An 18,975-nucleotide genomic window follows, 5' to 3' on the forward strand; every position below is an offset into this window, starting at 1 on the left:
AGATTTGCCATGTCTGCTCGTCCGTCGCCGGCCACCGTGGCGCGGCGCGATTCCCGGTCCTCGTTCTGGCGCCCCGAGAGCCGGCTGCGGATGGGTCTGGCCGGGAGCCTGGCTCTCGTCATGCTGGCCTCCACGCTGACCGCCCAGCCTCGGCCGGCGGCCGCCGCACCGCCGGTCAGCCTCGGCGTCACGCAACCGAAGCCGGTCTCCGCGAAGCCGGTCAGGTCGAAGCCGCGTCCGGCCGACCTGTCACAGGGCGCGAACAGGCGGCCCGTCGGGAAGGTCACCTGGCCCTCGGCCGGCGTGGCGGAGGCGGGCGTCGCACCGGCCCCCGAAAACCGGGCCGCGACGGCACCCCCGGTCACGGCGCCGTCCGCGACGACTCGGGTCGGTGCCCTGCCGGTGTACGTCGGTCCGGCGGTGGCGAAGAGCGCGGAACCGCGAGCCACTGCCGCCGCCGTGAGCCGGGCCCGGGTCGAGGTTCTCGACCGCGCCAAGGTGCCGGCGGGGTGGCGTGACGGCGTGGTGCTGCGGGTAGCCCGCGCCGACGGTCGGACGGGCGCGGGCCGGATGAGCCTGGGGGTCGACTACTCCGGATTCGCCTCGGCGTTCGGGGCGGACTGGTCGACCCGGCTCCGACTGGTGGCGCTGCCCGAGTGCGCGCTGACCACGCCGGAGAAGGCGGCATGCGGCGGTCGTCCGCTCGCCTCGCGCAACGACGGGGCGACCAACCGGGTGTCCGCCGAGGTGGAGATCTCCTCCGCCGGTGCGACGACGCTGGTCGCCCTGGCCGCCGCCGCATCCGGCTCGGCCGGTGACTACGGCGCGACGCCGCTGCAGGCGTCGTCGAGCTGGAGCGCCGGCGGATCGAGCGGCGACTTCTCCTGGTCCTACCCCGTACGGGTGCCGCCCGCCATGGGTCCGACGCCGACGGTGTCGCTGGCGTACTCGTCGAGCGCGGTCGACGGTCGCAGCGACGCCTCGAACAACCAGCCGTCGTGGGTCGGGGAGGGCTTCGACTACAACCCGGGCTTCATCGAGCGCCGGTACGTGCCCTGCTTCGACGACACCGCCAACGGCGCCACCAACGACGACCAGGTCGGCGACCAGTGCTGGGGCACCGACAACGCGGTGCTCTCGCTCAACGGACGGTCGACCGAGCTCGTCAGGGACACGGCGACCGGCGTGTGGCGTCCGAAGAACGACGACGCGGCGAAGGTCGAGAAGCTGGCGGGCGCGGCGAACGGCGACAACAACGGGGAGCACTGGAAGGTGACCGCCGCCGACGGCACCCAGTACTTCTTCGGGCTCGACGACCTGCCCGGTCACACGACGGGCACGGCCTCCACCAACACCGTTCGCGTCTACGGCAACCACGAGAACGAGCCCTGCTGGAACACCAGCTTCGCCGCCGCCCACTGCGAGCAGGCGTGGCGCTGGAACCTCGACTACGTGGTGGACACCCACGGCGGCACCATGTCGCTCTGGTACAGCCGGGAGACCAACAAGTACGCCGCGAACGCCACGGACAGCGACGAGGTTTCCTACGTCCGGGCCTCGAACGTAACCCGCATCGACTACGGCACCTGGGACCGGGGCGCGACCGACCGTTCCGTCACCCCGACCGCGCAGGTCTTCTTCGCCACGTCCGACCGGTGTCTGTCGGACTGCACCGACCACGACGATCCGGCCCGCTGGCCGGACACGCCCTGGGACCAGGAGTGCACCGGCACCCAGTGCCCCGGCAAGTACTCGCCGACCTTCTGGAGCACCCGCCGCCTGTCGAAGATCACCACGAAGGTCGCCGGCGTCTCCGGCGACGTGGAGAGCTGGGACCTGAGGCACACCTTCCCGCCGAACGGCGACGCCTCCCGCGACGGCATGTGGCTGGAGTCGATCCAGCACACCGGGCACATCGGCGAGCCGGTGACGCTGCCGGAGATCAATTTTGACTTCGTGCAGCGGCCCAACCGGGTCGACAAGACCGACGACGGTAAGCCCCCGATGCACTGGCTGCGGATGAACACCATCTGGACCGAGGCCGGCGGCAAGATCACGGTGGTCTACTCCCAACCGGAGTGCGACACCGACGGGCCCATGCCGTCCTCGCCGCAGAGCAACACCCTGCGGTGCTATCCCGTGCTCAGCGAGAACCCGTTCACGGACCTCATCGAGACCGACTACTTCCACAAGTACGTCGTCGAGGAGATCCACGAATCGGACGGCACCGTCGGCGGCACCGACGTCGTCACCACGTACGACTATCTCGGCGGCGCGGCCTGGCGGCACGCCACGGACGACGGCATGACCAAGGACAAGTTCCGTACCTGGTCCGACTACCGGGGCTACGGGCGGGTCCAGGTCCGCAAGGGCACCGACGGTCAGGAGACCCTGGCCGAGACCCGCTACTACCGGGGCATGCACGGCGACCGGGCGGCGCCGAGCGGCGGTACCCGCACCGCGACGCTCGCCGCGCTCGACCTGAACGGCGACGGCGACGTCTCGGATGCCGCCGACGCGCCCCAGGTCAACGACGAGGACGCGCTCGCCGGGCAGGTCCGCGAGCAGATCACCTACAACGGCGTCGAGACCGATGTCGTGTCGCGGGGGGCCAGCCAGGCGTGGCAGTCGGCGGCCACCGCGACCCGGGACATGGGCCAGACCACCACCTACGCCCGCTACACCGGCGTCCAGACGAGCTGGAACGCCGTCAAGCTGGACGCCGGCCGCGGGTGGCGGGTGACGAAGAAGACCAACGGCTTCGACGAGTACGGCATGGAGGTCACCGCGAGCGACCTCGGCGACGTGACCCAGTCCGGCGATGAGCAGTGCATGCGGACGACGTACGCGCGCAACGCCGGCAGGAACATCCTCGCCACCTCCGTCCGGGTCGAGACCTTCGCCCTGCCGTGCGGCACCGCGCCCACCAGCAAGGACGACATCGTCAACGACGTCCGCACGTCCTACGACGGCGAGGCGTACGGCGTGGCGCCCACCAAGGGCGACCCCACCAAGGTCGAGACGCTGAAGGACTGGTCCCCGTCGGGCGGGACGGTCTGGCTGACCACGGGCACCTCGACCTACGACGCCCACGGCCGGGTGAAGGACGCCTACGACATCCGTGGGAACAAGACGACCACGACCTACACCCCGGCGGCCGGTGGCCCTGTCACGAAGGTGGAGACCAGGAACCACCTGGACTGGACGACGAGCCAGGACATGATCCCGGGCTGGGGCCTCGCCAAGCGCTCCACGGACGCCAACAGCAGGGTGACCGACCTGCAGTACGACGGGCTCGGCCGGCTGCGGAAGGTCTGGCTGCCGAACCGGCCGATGGGTACCGACCCGGCCAACCCGGCCACCCCCTCGTACGAGTACACCTACACCATCCGCAACAGCGGGGGCGCCAACGCCGTCACGACCCGGGTACTGAACGCCGAGGGCAAGTACGTCACCAGCCACGCGCTCTCCGACGGTCTGCTCCGTCCGCGACAGACCCAGACTCCCGCGGTCGCCGGTGGCGGCACCGTGTTCAGCGAGACCGTCTACGACGCCGCCGGGCGGGTGGCGTACACCAACGGCCGACACCACGACCCGGACCTGACGGCCGGCACCAACCTGAAGTCGATCGCGGCGTGGGAGGCGAACAGCCAGACGGTGAACCTGTACGACCGGGCGGGCCGCACCACGGCCAGCATCCTGACCACCAGCGGCCAGGAGAAGTGGCGTACCACCACCGCGTACGGCGGCGACCGGGTCTACGTCACCCCGCCCGACGGCGGGACGCCGACCACCACGATCACCAACGCCGCCGGCAAGACGGTCGAGGTGCGCCAGCACTCGGGCGGTTCCGTCGCCGGGCCGCACGACGCCAGCACCTACACCTACAACCGGAAGCAGCAGCTCACCGGGGTCGCCGACGCCGCGGGCAACGAGTGGACGTACGAGTACGACATCCGCGGCCGGCAGACCGCGACGGAAGACCCCGACCGGGGCCGTACGGAGTCGACGTACAACGACTACGGCGACCTCGAGCACACGGTCGACGCGCGTGGCAAGAAGCTCGTCTACCACTACGACAGCCTCGGCCGTAAGGACGCCGTCTACGACACCTCGATCTCGACGGCGAACAAGCGCGCCACCTGGGCGTACGACCCCACCGGCGCGAAGGGCCAGCTGGCGTCGACCAGCCGCTGGACGGACCTCGGCGTCAACGAGTACAAGATGCGCGTCCGGGGCTACACGCCTCTGTACAAGTCGTTGGGCGAGGACTACGTCGTCCCCGCCTCCGAGGCCAACCTGAACGGCACCTACACCTTCACCCGCTCGTACAAGGCGGACGGGGTGAGCGTCGCGTCCGCCACGTACCCGAATGCGGGAAGTCTCGGCGGCGAGCAGCTCACCTTCACCTACGACGAGGTGACCGGCCTCGCCGAGCAGGTCAAGACGAACTGGCCCAACGCCGGCCAGTACGTCACCAACACCGACTACAACGCCTTCGCCGAGACGGGCCTCGTCCGCTACCAGCAGACCGCCCAGAACTACCTCGACCGCTCCTGGACGTACGACGACAGCACCGGCCGGCTGTCACGGGCGACCACGAGCCGGCAGGTCACACCGCAGCCCGTCGCCGATCTGAAGTACGACTACGACGAGGCCGGCAACATCACCCGGATCGCCGACGCCCCGACCGGCGGCGCGGCCGACGTCCAGTGCTTCGACTACGACTACGCGAGGCGGCTGACGGCGGCCTGGACGCCCTCGTCCGGCGACTGCGCACCCGCGGCGACGGTGACCGGGCTGGGCGGACCGGCGCCGTACTGGCACTCCTGGACCTTCGATCCGGTCGGCACGTCGGTCGGCAACCGGGCCAAGGAGACCAGGCACGGCACCACGACCACCGAATCCACCTACACGTACCCGGCCCCCGGTGCGGCCCAGCCCCACGGGGCTCAGCAGGTCGTCACGACCGGGGCCGGCGCGGGCACCCGCAACTACCGTTTCGACGCGGCGGGCAACATGACCTGTCGGCCGAGCGCGACCGCCGTCAACAACACCTGCCCGGCCGGGACCGGCAGCCAGGCACTGACCTGGGACAGCGAGAGCAGGCTCGTCGGCCTCACCGACGGCGGGAAGAACCACAGCTACCTGTACGACGCCGACGGCGCCCGCCTCATCGCGCGCGATCCGACGGGCAAGACCCTCTACCTGCCGGGTCTGGAGATCCGCTACACGACCAGCAGCGGCACCAAGTCGGCGACGCGCTACTACAGCCACCTCGGCCAGATGTACGCCATGCGTCAGCCCGGCACCGGCGTCACCTGGCTCGTCACCGACCACCAGGGCACCCAGCAGTTCGCCATCGCCTCAGGCAACCAGGCGATCACCCCGCAGCGCCAGACCCCGTACGGCGGGGTGCGCGGCACGCCGCCCGCCACCTGGCCGAACCAGCTCGGCTTCGTGGGCGGCACGCGCGACGGCGGCCCCGACACCACCGGCCTGACCAACATCGGCGCACGCCCCTACGACCCGGCCATCGGCAAGTTCGTCGCGGTCGACCCGCTCATGGATCTCGCCGATCCCGAGCAGTGGAACGGTTACGCGTACGCCAACAACACCCCGGTCACCAGCAGCGACCCGACGGGCCTCATCCCGGACGACTGCGCCATCTTCGACTGCTACGGCTACAACCCGGATGACGGTTGCCCGCATGGCTGCGGCAGCACGGACAACAAGACCTGGGGCGAAAACAATGGGAGGAACGGAAGCGCCCCCAAGAAGGTCAACAACCCGCGCACCCTCGGTCGTACCGTAACCGTCCCGGAGAACATCGATCTCGCGGAGTTCACCAGGCTCTGGAACAAGTACCACCGCGCGCAGTTCCGGGCAGAAGCCGAATCGGCCGGGACGAACGACTTCTTCGTCAACCAGGCGGAGCAGGCGCTGGCGATGAACGTGTGCCATGAGATGGGGCGGCCGGGGGACTGCCAGAAGTGGATCGAGCAGCTCGCTGCCGACAGAGCGATGGACCTCTGCGAGCAGGCGTGTGAGTTCGACATCGGGGGTTCGGCCGCCCAAGCGGCAGGAGCGGTTGCGACCAGGCAAGGCGCGAGAACCCTAGCCTCTGCCGACGACGCCGTAGGTGGCATGTGCAGCTTCAGTGGCGACACCGAAGTTCTGATGGCCGACGGCAGCACCAAGCCGATCAGCGAGGTCCAGGTTGGGGACGTCGTAGTCGCGACGGATCCGGAAAGCGGCGAGCAGGGGCATCGCAAGGTCACCCATGTCTGGGTGCACGAAGACAACCTGCATGCACTGACCGTTGACGGGGCAGTGCTGACTACCACGGAGGACCACCCGTTCTGGAACGCCACGGACGGTAGGTGGGATCGAGCGGACTCCCTCGACCGAGGCGACCGGTTGCAGACAGCCTCTGGCGGTCTGGTAACCGTCAACAGCTTTAGTGGTACCTCTACTAGGGGTTCTGCATACAACCTCACCGTTGACGACATCCACACGTACCATGTTCTGGCGGGTGAGACTCCGGTCCTCGTTCACAATAGCAATGGATGCCGAACGTTTGGATCTCAGTCGCCCGCTGGCCGGTTGGACGTTCCCGACACTCAAGGCGTATATATCATCAAGATGAGTGACGGAAAGGTGTATGTGGGGTCTGCGACAAAGGCAAACACTATTCACCGCAGGGTCCATCGGGCTTTCAGTGATGACAAGCATGCCGTGAAGAGTTCTGGGTATAAGTCTTCCGACGTTCGGGAGCTTGACTGGATTGAGGTACCGGGCGGTAGTGAGAAGGTGATATATCAGCATGAGCAAACCCTGATCGATTACTACGGCGGAATTGGCGGGGGGACGCTCTTGAATCGAATAAACGCCCCGGCTCCGTGAGGGCTGTCGAGGCGACCGGTCGGTTCTGCTCAGACCTTGACGTGATTTGTCGAGGCTGCCCTTGCCGCCTGGTTCGGAGCAATAGGTAGGTGCAGTGCGCCGTCCGTCACGTCACTCGGGCGATGTCACGGACGGCGCCCGCAATCCGTTAGGGTGTGGGCTTCGGGCTGCGCGTGCCTCTGAGATCACGGGTCGCAGAACGCGCGGTAGGATCTCGTCATGGCCGAAAGACCTTCTCAATATTGGCGTGGCGAAGTAGCGAAAGAGGCTCGCTCTGTCGCTGGCGGCGCGATAAGTCCTGATTGCGCATCCTTTCTGGGCGTTTACTCCGAAAGTTTTCTGGAGGCTGTCGATGCTGCCCTGGCGACCTTCGAGCTTGAAGCGCAGGAACTAGGGGCAGCGTCGGACGCACAGATCCTCGCTGTTGTTGAACGGGTCGTTCGGGCTTTGAATAGAGTGAATCAGCAGGCGGTGGGCGGCAGTATCGACACCGACGAGCGAGAGCAGATCTGCCTGTTCATCGATGAAGTGCTGACTGAGGGCGGGGTTGATGTTGGTGAGCTGGCGGCCCGCCACGGCGTGAGTCGCTATGCGATCACCGACAGATGGCGTCAGTGGTGAACAGGGCTGCCGCTCACCTTTCCTTCTGCGAATTCGAGGCCTCCTCATCTGTGGCGAAGTGGTCTCAATGGCGTCTGATGGCAGTAGTTGACGGCAACGTCGGCGGACGAGGTGGTGCAAGACGGTGCACCTGATTGATAAGTTGGCCGCCGCCAGCGCCGGTCGTTGCCGAGGTGGCCGCCGCGTCGTCCGGCGGGGCATGCCGGCTGCTGGACTTCGGCGTGATCGAGCAGCACTGCGGAGGTGGGATGGCTGGCCGCCGAGGGACGACTCGCCACCCTGCGCTACGCCAACCCGCGCGACGCCGACACGGCCGAGGCCGAGAAGCTCACCACCGCCCTGGTCTCCCTGGCCCGACAGCTCGCACCCGCGCGGTCTGAACCCACCGCACGCGGGCGGGATGGGTCAGTGGGCGGCGACGAAGACCCGGGAGGCCACCTCGCGCGGCAGCCTGATGCGGTCGCCCGAGCGGTCAATCGAGACCCCGTCACGCTCCTGCGCCACCGTGACGGTCGCGCCCGGGTCGACGCCGGCGGCGTGCAGCTGCCGGAGCACGTCCGCGTCGGTCTGCACGCTCTCGCAGATGCGTCGCACCACGACCGGCCCCGACAGCCCGGGGAACGCCAGGTTGCGCTCGCCCTCGATCGGGGCGGCTGTCGTCTGCTCCGGCGTGCCCAGCTCGTCCAGCCCCGGGATCGGGTTGCCGTACGGCGAGCGGGTCGGCCGGTTCAGCAGGTCGTAGACCCGCTTCTCGACGGCGTCGCTCATCACGTGCTCCCACCGGCAGGCCTCCTCGTGGGCCTCCTCGTAGGGCATCCCGATCACGTTGACCAGCAGCAGCTCGGCGAGGCGGTGCTTGCGCATCACGGAGACCGCGTTGCTGCGGCCGTGCGCGGTGAGCGCCAGGTGGCGGTCGCCCTCGACGGTCAGCAGGCCGTCGCGCTCCATCCGGGCGACGGTCTGGCTGACGGTCGGCCCGCTCTGCCCCAGCCGTTCGGCGATGCGGGCACGCAGCGGCGGAACCCCCTCCTCCTCCAGCTCGAGGATGGTCTTGAGGTACATCTCGGTCGTGTCGACCAGATCATGCTTCACGTCAGCGGACCTCCGGCCAACGATGCTACCTCGGCGTTCAGCGAACGACCCACGGCGAACCGCCAGGTCGGTGCCGCGATGGTGTTGACTGGACGCCATGTCCGCCTCCGATGATCTCCTTGTCGAGGCCGGTCGGCTCGCGGTCGAACTCGGCCAGCCCGACCCGCCCACGCTGCTCGACGTGCGCTGGCGGCTCGTCGGCGCGCCGGGTCGGGAGGACTACGCCGCCGGTCACCTGCCCGGCGCGGTCTTCGTCGATATGGACACCGCGCTCTGCGGGCCGCCCGGCCCCGCCGGCCGCCACCCGCTGCCCGACGCCGCCGCCCTCCAGGCCGCGCTGCGGGCCGCCGGCGTGCGCGCCGGTCGTCCCGTCGTGGTGTACGACGGCGGCGACGGCATGGCCGCCGCCCGCGCCTGGTGGACCCTGCGCTGGGCGGGCCACCGGCCGGTACGGCTGCTGCACGGCGGCTTCCCGGCGTGGCTGGCCGCCGGGCTGCCCGTCAACACGGAGGTGCCGACCCCGGAGCCGGGCGACGTGGAGGTGCGGCCCGGGGCGTTGCCGGTGCTCGACGCGGGGGAGGCGGCCCGGTTGGCCGCGGCCGACGACGGTGTCCTGCTCGACGTGCGCGCCGCGCCCCGCTACCGGGGCGAGACTGAGCCGATCGACCCGGTCGCCGGTCACGTCCCCGGCGCGGTGAACCTGCCCGCCGGCGAGTACGTCGCCGAGGGCCGGTTCCCCGCGGCCGAGGCGCTGCGCGAGCGGTTCGCCGCCGCCGGGGTGGGCGAGGATCGGCCGGTGGGGGCGTACTGCGGGTCGGGGGTGACCGCCGCGCAGGCCGTGTTCGCGCTGCACCTGGCCGGCCGCCCGGACGCCGCGCTCTACGTCGGCTCGTGGAGCAACTGGGTAGCCGACCCGGCCCGCCCGGTGGCCACCGGAGCGCCCCCGACCGGCTGAACGGGCAACGGGCGCCGGCGGGGCAGACGGCTGAGCGGGCAACGGGCGCCGACGGGACCAGACGGCCGAGCGGGCAACGGGGACCGGGGGCCGGGCGACACCCGGCGGCTGAGCAGCGCGTGCGTGGGCGTGCCGGGGTGCGCGTGCGACGATGGGGCCATGTCCGACGACACGGTGGTGGTGTGGGACGAGTCGCTGCTCGCCTACGACATGGGGGACCATCCCCTCGACCCGGTACGGCTGGAGTTGACCTTCGCCCTCGCCCGGGAGCTGGGCGTCCTCGCGCGTCCCGGGGTGCGGCTGGTGAAGCCGGAGCCGGCCGACGACGCGCTGCTGAGCCGCGTGCACGACCCGCGCTACCTCGCCGCGGTGAAGGTCGCCCCCCGCGATCCGCTCTTCGCCGGCTTCGGGCTCGGCACCTCCGACAACCCGGTCTTCGAGGGGATGCACGAGTCCAGCGCGCTCGTCGCCGGCGCCACGGTGGCGGCGGCCGAGGCGGTCTGGCGGGGCGAGGCCAGGCGGGCGGTCAACGTGGCCGGCGGCCTGCATCACGCCATGCCGGCCCGGGCCTCCGGGTTCTGCGTCTACAACGACCCGGCGGTGGCCATCGCCCGCCTGCTCGACCTGGGCGCGGAGCGGGTCGCGTACGTGGACGTGGACGTGCACCACGGCGACGGGGTGCAGCAGGTCTTCTGGAACGACCCCCGGGTGCTCACGGTCAGCGTGCACGAGACGCCGCTGGCGCTCTTCCCGGGCACCGGCTTTCCCGACGAGACGGGCGGGCCGGGCGCCGAGGGCAGCGCCGTCAACCTTCCGCTGCCGCCCGGCTTGAACGACGCGGGCTGGCAGCGCGCCTTCCACGCGGTGGTGCCGTCGGTGCTGCGCGCGTTCCGGCCGCAGGTGCTGGTGACGCAGTGCGGGGCCGACGCACACCGGCTCGACCCGCTCGCCGACCTGAACCTCTCCGTGGACGGGCAGCGCGCCACCTACCTGGCCCTGCGGGCGCTCGCCGACGAGCTCTGCGAGGGCCGCTGGGTGGCCACCGGCGGCGGCGGGTACGCGCTGGTCGAGGTGGTGCCCCGGGCCTGGACGCACCTGCTCGCGGTGGCGGCCGGGGAGCCCGTCGACCCGGCGACGCTGACCCCGCCGGCATGGCGGGAGCTGGCCGGCGCGCGCCGGCCGGGCCGGCAGATCCCGCTGCGGATGACCGACGACGTGGACCCGGCGTACGAGCCGTGGCAGCCGACCGGCGAGCCGAGTGCCGTGGACCGGGCGATCGCGGCGGCCCGCAAGACCGCCTTCCCGCTGTTCGGGCTCGATCCGCACGACCCGCGCGACTGATCCGGCGGGCGGAGGGGACCGCACAGGTGACCGCTGTGGAACAACCGGTGGACGTGCTGCTCAGCGACGGCAGCACCGTGCAGTTGCGGCCGATCCACCCGTCGGACGGGCCGGGCATCGTGGCGATGCACTCGCGCTTCTCCGAGCGCACCCGCTACCTGCGCTACTTCTCGCCGTACCCGCGCATCCCCGAGCGCGACCTGCAACGTTTCGTCAACGTCGACCACCGTGACCGGGAGGCGTTCGTGGTGCTGGTCGGCGAGCGGATCGTCGCCGTCGGCCGCTACGAGCGGCTCGGCCCGCAGGCCCCCGAGGCCGAGGTGGCGTTCGTGGTCGAGGACGCCTACCAGGGCCGGGGCATCGGCTCGGTGCTGCTGGAGCACCTGGCCGACGCGGCCCGCCGCAACGACATCGCCAACTTCGTGGCGGAGGTGCTCCCGGCCAACGGCGCGATGCTGCGGGTCTTCTCCGACTTCGGCTACCAGGTGCAGCGGCAGTTCGCCGACGGCGTGGTGCACCTGAGCTTCCCGATCGCCCCCACCGACGCGACGCTGGAGGTGCAGCGCGGCCGGGAGCACCGCACCGAGGCCCGCTCCGTCGCCCGGCTGCTCGCCCCGCGCGGCGTCGCCGTCTACGGCGCCAGCGCCACCGGGCAGGGCGTCGGCGCGGCGGTGCTCGGGCACCTGCGCGACGGCGGCTACCTCGGCGCGGTGGTCCCGGTGCACCCGGGCGCGACGACGGTCGCCGGGCTGCCCGCGTACTCCTCGGCGGCCGATGCCGGCGTGCCGGTCGACCTGGCCGTGGTGGCGGTCCCACCGGAGGCGGCGATCGAGGTGGTGGCCGACGCGGCCGCCGCGGGGGCGCACGGCCTGGTGGTCATCTCGGCGGGCTTCGCCGAGGCCGGCGGCGAGGGCGCGGCCGCGCAGCGCGCGCTGGTCCGCGCGGCGTACGCGGCGGGCATGCGCGTGGTCGGCCCGAACTGCCTGGGGGTGGCCAACACCGACCCGGCGGTACGCCTCAACGCCACCCTCGCCCCCCGGCTGCCGGTGCCCGGCCGGGTGGGCATCTTCAGCCAGTCCGGCGCGTTCGGGGTGGCGCTGCTGGCCGAGGCCGACCGGCGAGGGCTGGGCCTGTCGAGCTTCGTCTCGGCCGGCAACCGGGCCGACGTCTCGGGAAACGACCTGCTCCAGTACTGGCAGGACGACGCCGGCACCGACGTGATCATGTTGTACCTGGAGACGTTCGGCAACCCGCGCAAGTTCGCCCGGCTGGCGCGCCGGATCGGCCGGGACAAGCCCGTCGTGGCGCTCGCCTCGCCGGCCCGGCCGCCCGGGGTGGGCGACTCCGCCGGCCCGGACGAGGTGGCGGTCGCCGCGCTGTTCGCCCACTCCGGCGTGATCCGGGTCGACACCGTCGCCGAGCTGCTCGACGTCGGGGTGCTGCTGGCCCACCAGCCGCTGCCCGCCGGCCGTCGGGTCGGCGTGGTCGGCAACTCCTCGGCGCTGACGGGGCTGGCGGCCACCGCCTGCGCCGCGCAGGGGCTCACCGTCGCCCGGGGCTACCCGCGCGACGTCGGCCCGCGCGCCAGGGTGGCCGAGTTCACCGCCGCGCTCGCCGAGGCGGGAGCCGACGGCGAGGTGGACGCGCTGGTGGTGGTGTTCGCCCCGCCGCTGCCCGGCCAGCTCACCGACACGGAGTCGGACTTCACCGCCGCGCTGCCGAGCGCGTTCGCCGCCGGCAAGCCGGCCGTGGCGACGTTCCTGGTCGGCCGTACGCCCGCTGGGGTGCCCGCCTACCCGAGCGTGGAGGAGGCCGTGCGCGCCCTCGCCCGGGTCACCGCGTACGCCGACTGGCTGCGCCGGCCCGCCGGGGTGCCGCCGGAGCTGCCCCGGGTGGACCGGGAGGCGGCGCACGCCGCCCTGCGGCCGGAGGCCCTCGACCCGGCGGGACTGCTCGCGGCGTACGGGATCGACGTGGTCGAGTCGGTGCCGGCGCGCTCCGCCGCGGCGGCCGTCGACGCGGCGACCCGGCTGGGTTTTCCGGTGGCCCTCAAGGCCGCCGCCCCCGGTCTGCGGCACCGCCTCGACCTCGGCGCGGTCCGGCTCGACCTGCCCGACCCGGCCACGGTGCACCGCGCGTACGCGGAGATGTCGGCGGTCTTCGGCGCGGACGTCCTGGTGCAGCCGATGGTCCCGCCCGGTGTGGCCTGCGTGGTCGAGCTGGTGGAGGACCCGGCGTTCGGCCCGGTGGTCGGCTTCGGGCTGGGCGGCGTCGCCACGGAGCTGCTCGGTGACCGGGCCTGGCGGGCGGTGCCGCTGACCGACCTGGACGCGGCCGAGCTGGTCGACGAGCCCCGGGCGGCGCCGCTGCTGCGCGGGCACCGCGGCGCGGCGCCGGTGGACCGGGCGGCCCTGGCGGACCTGCTGCTGCGGGTGGGGCGGCTCGCCGACGAGCAGCCCCGGGTCCGCGCGCTGAGCCTCAACCCGGTGCTCGCCCGCCCCGACGGCATCTCGGTGCTGCACGCGACCGTGCGGGTCGGCTCCGCCGTGGCCCGCCCCGACACCGGCCCTCGCCGCCTGTAAGGAAGGGCACCTTCCTAACGTCTGGTGTAGAGGAAGGTGCCCTTCCTGACACTTCGCGGTGCGGCGGCCGAACCGGTCAGGCCGCCCGGCTGGAGATCTGCTGCACGGACCAGGCGTTGCCGTCGGGGTCGGCGAAGTGGACGAAACCGACGTTGTCCAGTGGGTCCGGCACCGGGCGCGGATTCTCGCCGAGCACCTGGATCTCGCTGACCTCGACGCCGCGCTCGACCAGCTCCGCCCGCGCCCGGCGCAGGTCGGGCACGACGAGCTGGATGCCCTTGAGCGAGCCGGGTGGCATCTCGGGCAGCGGTCCCCTGCCGATCACGATCGAGCAGCCTGAGCCGGGCGGGGTCAGCTGCACGATCCGCGCGTCGTCGCCGAACGTCGTGTCGTGGTCGACGGCGAAGCCGAGCCGGTCGGCGTAGAACGCCTTGGCCCGGTCCACGTCGGAGACCGGCACGACCACCACTTCCAGGGTCCAGTTCATGGCTATTGGTAGCCCGTCGGGCAGCCGGGATCAAGGACCACGGCCCGGACGGACGCGAGGCCCCGGCGAACCGCCGGGGCCTCGCGTGGTCCAGGAACGTCAGCAGGCGTACGCCTCCAGGCGCTGCGCCCGCTCCGGGTCACGCAGCTTCAGCAGCGTCACCTTCTCGATCTGCCGGATCCGCTCCCGGGACAGGCCGAACTCCCGGCCGACCTCGTCGAGGGTGCGCTGCCGGCCGTCGTCGAGGCCGAAGCGGAGCCGGATCACGGCCTGCTCCCGCTGCGACAGGGTGGACAGCACGATGCTGACCTCGTTGCGCAGCTCGCCCTGCGCGGCGGCGTCGCCCGGCTCGGCGCTCGGGTCGACGGCGGCGACGAAGTCGCCGAGCGCGCTCTCGCCGTCCTCACCGACCGCCTGGTCGAGGCTCACCGGCTCCCGGTCGTACGAGATCAGCTCGATGACCTGGAACTCCGGGATGTCCATGGCCAGGGCGACCTCGGCGACGGTGGGCTCGCGGCCCAGCGAGACGGAGAGCTCGCGGCGGGCCCGGACCATGCGGTTGACCTGCTCGACCATGTGCACCGGGATGCGGATGGTGCGGGCCTGGTCGGCCATGGCCCGGGTGATCGCCTGCCGGATCCACCAGGTGGCGTACGTGGAGAACTTGTAGCCCTTGGCGTAGTCGAACTTCTCGACCGCGCGGATCAGGCCGAGGTTGCCCTCCTGGATCAGGTCGAGGAACGCCATGCCGCGACCGGTGTACCGCTTGGCGATGCTGACCACCAGGCGCAGGTTGGCCTCCAGCAGGTGGTCCTTCGCGGCGCGGCCCTGCGCGACGATCAGCCCCAGGTCGGCCCGCAACTCCGTCGAGACGGGGGTGCAGGTCGCGAGTTTCTCCTCGGCGAACAGCCCGGCCTCGATCCGCTTGGCGAGGTCGACCTCCTGGGCGGCGGTCAGCAGCTTCGTCCGGCCGATCCCGTTCAGGTATGCCCGGACCAGGTCCGTGGAGACGCCGCGCTCGTCGGTGGCGTCGAGGTCGGTCAGGGTGTCGGTGGCGCTCGCGGCCTCGGTGGTGCCGGCAGGGCGCGTCCGGTGCTCCGTCATCTGCAGGGCCATCTCAGTTTCTCCCCGTGTCCACGTCTGTGCCGTTGGATCCGGCCCAGTGGTGCCGGTGTGACACACAGCTTGGCGGGCGGGGCGTGAAACGGGAGTGAGGCGATCGGGGAACCGACACGAATTCCGTCGATGCCCTGCTCAGCGTGGGCGGCTCGTCGCCGAGCGCTGGTTGCCGCCGGCGGTTACCGTGCCAGCGGTCGGCCCGCACGGCCGGCCCGCCGGCGACGTCGGCGTACCGAACAGGTTGTGGAGGGTGTCGTGGTCTTCAAGCGGCTCATGCAGGCGATGGGTGTGGGTGGCCCGTCCGTGGAAACCGTGCTGACGAATCCGAACTGCCGCCCCGGCGGCCAGCTGGAGGGCGTCATCCACGTGGCCGGCGGCGATCACCTCGTCGACGTGTCGTACGTCGCCCTGGGCCTGGTCACCCGGGTCGAGGTCGAGAGCGGCGACAACGACTACGAGACCACGCAGGAGTTCCACCGGCAGGCCGCGACCGGCGCCTTCCAGCTCGCCCCGGGGCAGCGCCACGACATCCCGTTCCGCTTCGCCGTGCCGTGGGAGACGCCGCTCACCGAGCTGTACGGGCAGCACCTGCACGGCATGACGATGGGGCTGCGTACGGAGCTGGAGGTGGCCCGCGCGGTGGACAAGGGCGACCTGGACGCGGTGGCGGTGCACCCGCTGCCGTCCCAGCAGAAGATCCTGGAGGCGTTCCTGCGGCTGGGCTTCCGGTTCGCCAGGGCCGACGTGGAGCGGGGTCACATCTACGGCGTACGGCAGACCCTGCCCTTCTACCAGGAGATCGAGTTCTACCCGGCGCCGCAGTACGCCGGGGCGATCAACCAGCTGGAGGTCACCCTCGTCACCGACCCGCAGCAGATCCAGGTGGTACTGGAGCTGGACAAGCGCGGCGGGCTGTTCACCGAGGGCCGGGACGCCTTCGGCCGCTTCGCCGTCGACCACGCCACCGCGGAGCGCACCGACTTCGCCCCCCAGCTCGACGGCTGGATCCGTCAGTCGCTGCAACGCCGCGGCCTCTTCTCCTGACGCCCCGGCTGACGGCCGCCCTCGCCGACATCACCGTCGCGTTCGCGGGGGCGGGCGTCCTGGTGTGCGCCGGCCGTGCCGCGGGCTCGCCGGGCCCGCGGCCCCGTCAGGCCCAGCCGTGGCGCGCGGCGTGCCAGCCGAGCTGCATCCGGGTCTTCACCCCCGCGAGGTCCATGAGGTGGCGCAGGCGCCGCTGGAGGGTCCGCAACGACAGGTCGAGCTGGGCGGCGACGACCGGGTCGGTGAGCCCGGCCAGCAACAGCGCCATGATCTTCCGGTCGAGTGCGGTCGGGCCGTCGGCCGCCTGGCGGTCGGCGCTGTCGCCGGCGGGGGCGGTCAGGGCCGACGAGTCGAGCGGGTGGGCGTGCTGCCAGACGATCTCGAACAGCGCGTCCATCGCCGCCAGCAGCCCGGTGCGGTGCAGCAGCACCGCACCGGGCTCGCCACCGGGTACGGCGGTCAACGGCACCAGGGCCAGCTCCGCGTCGGCCAGGATCAGCTTGATCGGCAGGTGGTCCACCACCCGCACCTGGACGCCGTCGCGCAGCGACTCCAGCGTCTCGGCGACCACCCCCGGTTCGGCCAGTGTCGGCCGGTCGATGACGACGCGGAAGCGCACCCCCTGGCCGACCACCGCCGACTCCACCGCGTTGGCGCCCGGCGGTACGGCGATGAACGGGGTGGTGACGAAGCTGCGTACCTCCGTGCGGGCGGCGTGCTGCACCTGCGCGAACCGAACGGCACGAAGTTGTCGGCGTCGTTCGAGCTGGAGACGAAGTCCCACTCGGTGTGCGTGCGGGTGGACAGCCGCCACTGGTCGGCCGGCCGCGAGGCGTCCAGCACCAGGCGGTACGGCAGCGTGCCGGCGGGCACGGGCGTCCACTGCAGGTCCGAGCTCCAGGTGTTCTCGTCCACCAGCTTGTCGCCCTGGTGGAGCTTGAGGTTGGTCGGCACCGAGCCCCACTCCAGGTTGCCGCCGTGCTCCAGCACGTCGCCCGACGGGCTCCAGGCCTGCACGTTCAGGGTCATGTAGTCCCCGTATCGGCTGTTGCGCAGCGCGAGCCCCCGGCTGAAGGCCGGCCGGACGGCCGGCGCGAACCAGTCCAGCCTGGTCGTGGTGCCCTTGGCGTACGTGTTGAGGTAGGCCGTGTCGGTCCAGCTGCCCTGGTGGTGCACCTCGTGCCAGACCACGTCGGGCGTGACCCACTCGGTGCGGGTGCCGGGGTGCGACTCGCTCTCCGGGAAGCCGAACGAGGGGCTGAAGACCATGTCGTAGCGGTAGCCGGAGCCGGGGGAGTCGACGGCCGCGTGGTAGCGGGCGTCGATCCGGCCCAGGTCCCGCTGCCGGGGGTGGTAGACGAGCGGCTGGTCCGGCACCTGCCCGGGCCAGACCCGGGCCAGGTCGTAGACGTAGTTGGCGTACGGGACCCGGGTGACGGTCAGCTTCCGCGGCCCGCTCCGGGTCGCGGCGATGAGCTGCTTGCCGGCGTCGCGGCGGCCCCGGCGACGTGCGGCGTGGCCATCGAGGTGCCGTCCATGCTCCGGTACGCGCCTTCGCCGGCGGACTGCTGCGAGCGGGCCGCGACGATCCCGACGCCGGGCGCGGCGAGGTCCGGCTTGAGCGCGCCGGTGCGGGCCAGCGGGCCGGTGCTGGAGAAGCCCGCCAGCGCGTCCTGCTTGTCGACCGCGCCGACCGTCAGCGCGCTCGGCGCGGTGCCGGGTGACCCGATGGTCTGCGGGCCGGCGTTGCCGGAGGCGACGACGAAGAGCGTGCCGTGCCGCGCGGAGAGCGTCTCCACGGCGGCGGTCATCGGGTCGGTGCCGTCGGTCAGCGAGCCGTCGCCGAGGCTCATGTTGACCACGTCGGCCCCGGACTCGGCCGCCCACTGCATGCCGGCGATGATCCAGGAGTCCAGGCCGGACCCGCCGTTGTCGAGCACCTTGCCGACGATCAGGTCCGCGCCCGGGGCGACGCCCCGGTTGCCGCCGCCGAGGCCGCGCCGGTGCCGGCGATCGTCGAGGCGACGTGGGTGCCGTGCCCGTGGACGTCGGAGGTGTCCTCGCCCGGCACGAAGCTGACCTTGTCGTCGACCTGGTCGACCTGGTCGACCAGGTCGGGGTGGGCGGGGTCGACCCCGGTGTCGAGCACCGCGACCCGCACCCCGCTGCCGTCGTACCCGGCGGCCCACGCGGCGGGCGCGCCGACCTGCGGCACGCTCTCCTTCAGCGCCGCCGTCACCCGGCCGTCGAGCCAGAGCTTCGTCACCCCGCCGCCGAGGGCCCGGGCCGGTGCCGTCGCCGAGGCGGGCGCGACGGTGGACCAGAAGGTGCGGGCGTGCTTCTTCTCGGTGGACAGTGCCGCGCCCTGGATGCTGGGCAGGTCGCGGACGAGCTTCGCGCCGCGCGGCGCCGTCGGCTTCGCCGCGCGGGCCTTCGCCGGGGTGTACGCCGCGATCAGCGGCAGCGTCGGGGTCTTCGCGTCGTCGTACCCCATCTCGATGAGGTCCGTGACGTTGAACAGCCGCCGGTCGAGCTTGTCGCCGTCCAGCAGCGGCAGGGCCTCGTCGGGCAGGACGTACAGGTCGTCGCCGCTCTGGCGGAAGCGTACGCCGCCGGTGGCGTCGTCGGGCCGGTCGACCTCGGCGGTGGCCTTGCCGTCGGCGGAGGTGGTCACCGTGACCACGTCGCCGGTGATCAGGGTGACCGTGTGGGTGTCCCGGGTGGCGGCGGGGGCGGCCGGCGACGGGCCGGCCGCCCGCGCCCGGGCCGGGAGCGCGGCGAGGCCCGCCCCGACCAATCCGGGCGGCCCCCCCCCCCCGGGGGGGGGC

Annotated in this window: 9 protein-coding genes and 2 pseudogenes; 6 read left to right on the forward strand and 5 right to left on the reverse strand. The window is 72.1% G+C overall.

Going from position 1 to position 18,975, the window contains the following annotated elements; translation table 11 throughout:
* Positions 1–9: 9 nt before the first annotated feature.
* Together AB0B83_RS23415 and AB0B83_RS23420 are read left to right on the forward strand one after the other, a co-directional pair.
* Positions 10–6,906 carry a polymorphic toxin-type HINT domain-containing protein gene (locus tag AB0B83_RS23415; protein ID WP_357579961.1) on the forward strand — a complete coding sequence of 2,299 codons (6,897 nt, stop codon included), beginning with the start codon at positions 10–12 and terminating at the stop codon, positions 6,904–6,906.
* Positions 6,907–7,125: 219 nt separating this feature from the next.
* A complete protein-coding gene (locus AB0B83_RS23420; protein WP_357579962.1) occupies positions 7,126–7,527 on the forward strand; it encodes a hypothetical protein in 402 nt (133 codons plus the stop codon).
* Between the two features lie 405 nt (positions 7,528–7,932).
* Here the strand turns inward: AB0B83_RS23420 and AB0B83_RS23425 are convergent, their stop codons facing one another.
* A complete protein-coding gene (locus AB0B83_RS23425; protein ID WP_132232993.1) occupies positions 7,933–8,619 on the reverse strand; it encodes a metal-dependent transcriptional regulator in 687 nt (228 codons plus the stop codon).
* 97 nt (positions 8,620–8,716) lie between these two features.
* On the opposite strand from AB0B83_RS23425, the gene AB0B83_RS23430 reads away from it, so the two are divergent.
* The 3 genes from AB0B83_RS23430 to AB0B83_RS23440 all read left to right on the forward strand — a co-directional run bounded on the left by AB0B83_RS23430 (position 8,717) and on the right by AB0B83_RS23440 (position 13,497).
* Entirely contained in the window at positions 8,717–9,574 is an 858-nt protein-coding gene (locus AB0B83_RS23430) for a sulfurtransferase (RefSeq protein ID WP_357579963.1), read from the forward strand.
* Positions 9,575–9,733: 159 nt separating this feature from the next.
* A complete protein-coding gene (locus AB0B83_RS23435) occupies positions 9,734–10,915 on the forward strand; it encodes an acetoin utilization protein AcuC (protein WP_357579964.1) in 1,182 nt (393 codons plus the stop codon).
* 26 nt (positions 10,916–10,941) lie between these two features.
* A complete protein-coding gene (locus AB0B83_RS23440) occupies positions 10,942–13,497 on the forward strand; it encodes a GNAT family N-acetyltransferase (RefSeq protein ID WP_357579965.1) in 2,556 nt (851 codons plus the stop codon).
* A 76-nt stretch (positions 13,498–13,573) separates the two neighbouring features.
* Here AB0B83_RS23440 and AB0B83_RS23445 read toward each other — a convergent pair whose 3' ends face one another.
* Positions 13,574–13,984 carry a VOC family protein gene (locus tag AB0B83_RS23445; protein ID WP_357579966.1) on the reverse strand — a complete coding sequence of 137 codons (411 nt, stop codon included), beginning with the start codon at positions 13,982–13,984 and terminating at the stop codon, positions 13,574–13,576.
* Between the two features lie 99 nt (positions 13,985–14,083).
* Entirely contained in the window at positions 14,084–15,088 is a 1,005-nt protein-coding gene (sigB, locus tag AB0B83_RS23450; RefSeq protein WP_357579967.1) for an RNA polymerase sigma factor SigB, read from the reverse strand.
* 270 nt (positions 15,089–15,358) lie between these two features.
* On the opposite strand from sigB, the gene AB0B83_RS23455 reads away from it, so the two are divergent.
* On the forward strand, positions 15,359–16,147 hold the full coding sequence (locus AB0B83_RS23455; protein ID WP_357579968.1) for a sporulation protein: 789 nt from the start codon (positions 15,359–15,361) through the stop codon (positions 16,145–16,147).
* 106 nt (positions 16,148–16,253) lie between these two features.
* Here AB0B83_RS23455 and AB0B83_RS23460 read toward each other — a convergent pair.
* Together AB0B83_RS23460 and AB0B83_RS23465 are read right to left on the reverse strand one after the other, a co-directional pair.
* Positions 16,254–16,883 (reverse strand): annotated as a pseudogene (locus AB0B83_RS23460) (transcriptional regulator TrmB); the annotation flags it as partial.
* A gap of 14 nt (positions 16,884–16,897) precedes the next feature.
* Positions 16,898–18,944: pseudogene (locus AB0B83_RS23465) on the reverse strand (S8 family serine peptidase); the annotation flags it as partial.
* Between the last annotated feature and the right edge of the window lie 31 nt (positions 18,945–18,975).

This window comes from Micromonospora sp. NPDC049060 (assembly GCF_040649055.1).
In the GTDB taxonomy this organism is placed as follows: Bacteria; Actinomycetota; Actinomycetes; order Mycobacteriales; family Micromonosporaceae; genus Micromonospora; species Micromonospora reichwaldensis.

Excerpts from the sequence above, each read along its gene's own strand:
- AB0B83_RS23445 (WP_357579966.1), bottom strand. The coding sequence starts at position 13,984 with ATGAACTGGACCCTGGAAGTGGTGGTCGTGCCGGTCTCCGACGTGGAC.
- sigB (WP_357579967.1), bottom strand. The coding sequence starts at position 15,088 with ATGACGGAGCACCGGACGCGCCCTGCCGGCACCACCGAGGCCGCGAGC.
- AB0B83_RS23420 (WP_357579962.1), top strand. The coding sequence starts at position 7,126 with ATGGCCGAAAGACCTTCTCAATATTGGCGTGGCGAAGTAGCGAAAGAG.
- AB0B83_RS23430 (WP_357579963.1), top strand. The coding sequence starts at position 8,717 with ATGTCCGCCTCCGATGATCTCCTTGTCGAGGCCGGTCGGCTCGCGGTC.
- AB0B83_RS23415 (WP_357579961.1), top strand. The coding sequence starts at position 10 with ATGTCTGCTCGTCCGTCGCCGGCCACCGTGGCGCGGCGCGATTCCCGG.
- AB0B83_RS23435 (WP_357579964.1), top strand. The coding sequence starts at position 9,734 with ATGTCCGACGACACGGTGGTGGTGTGGGACGAGTCGCTGCTCGCCTAC.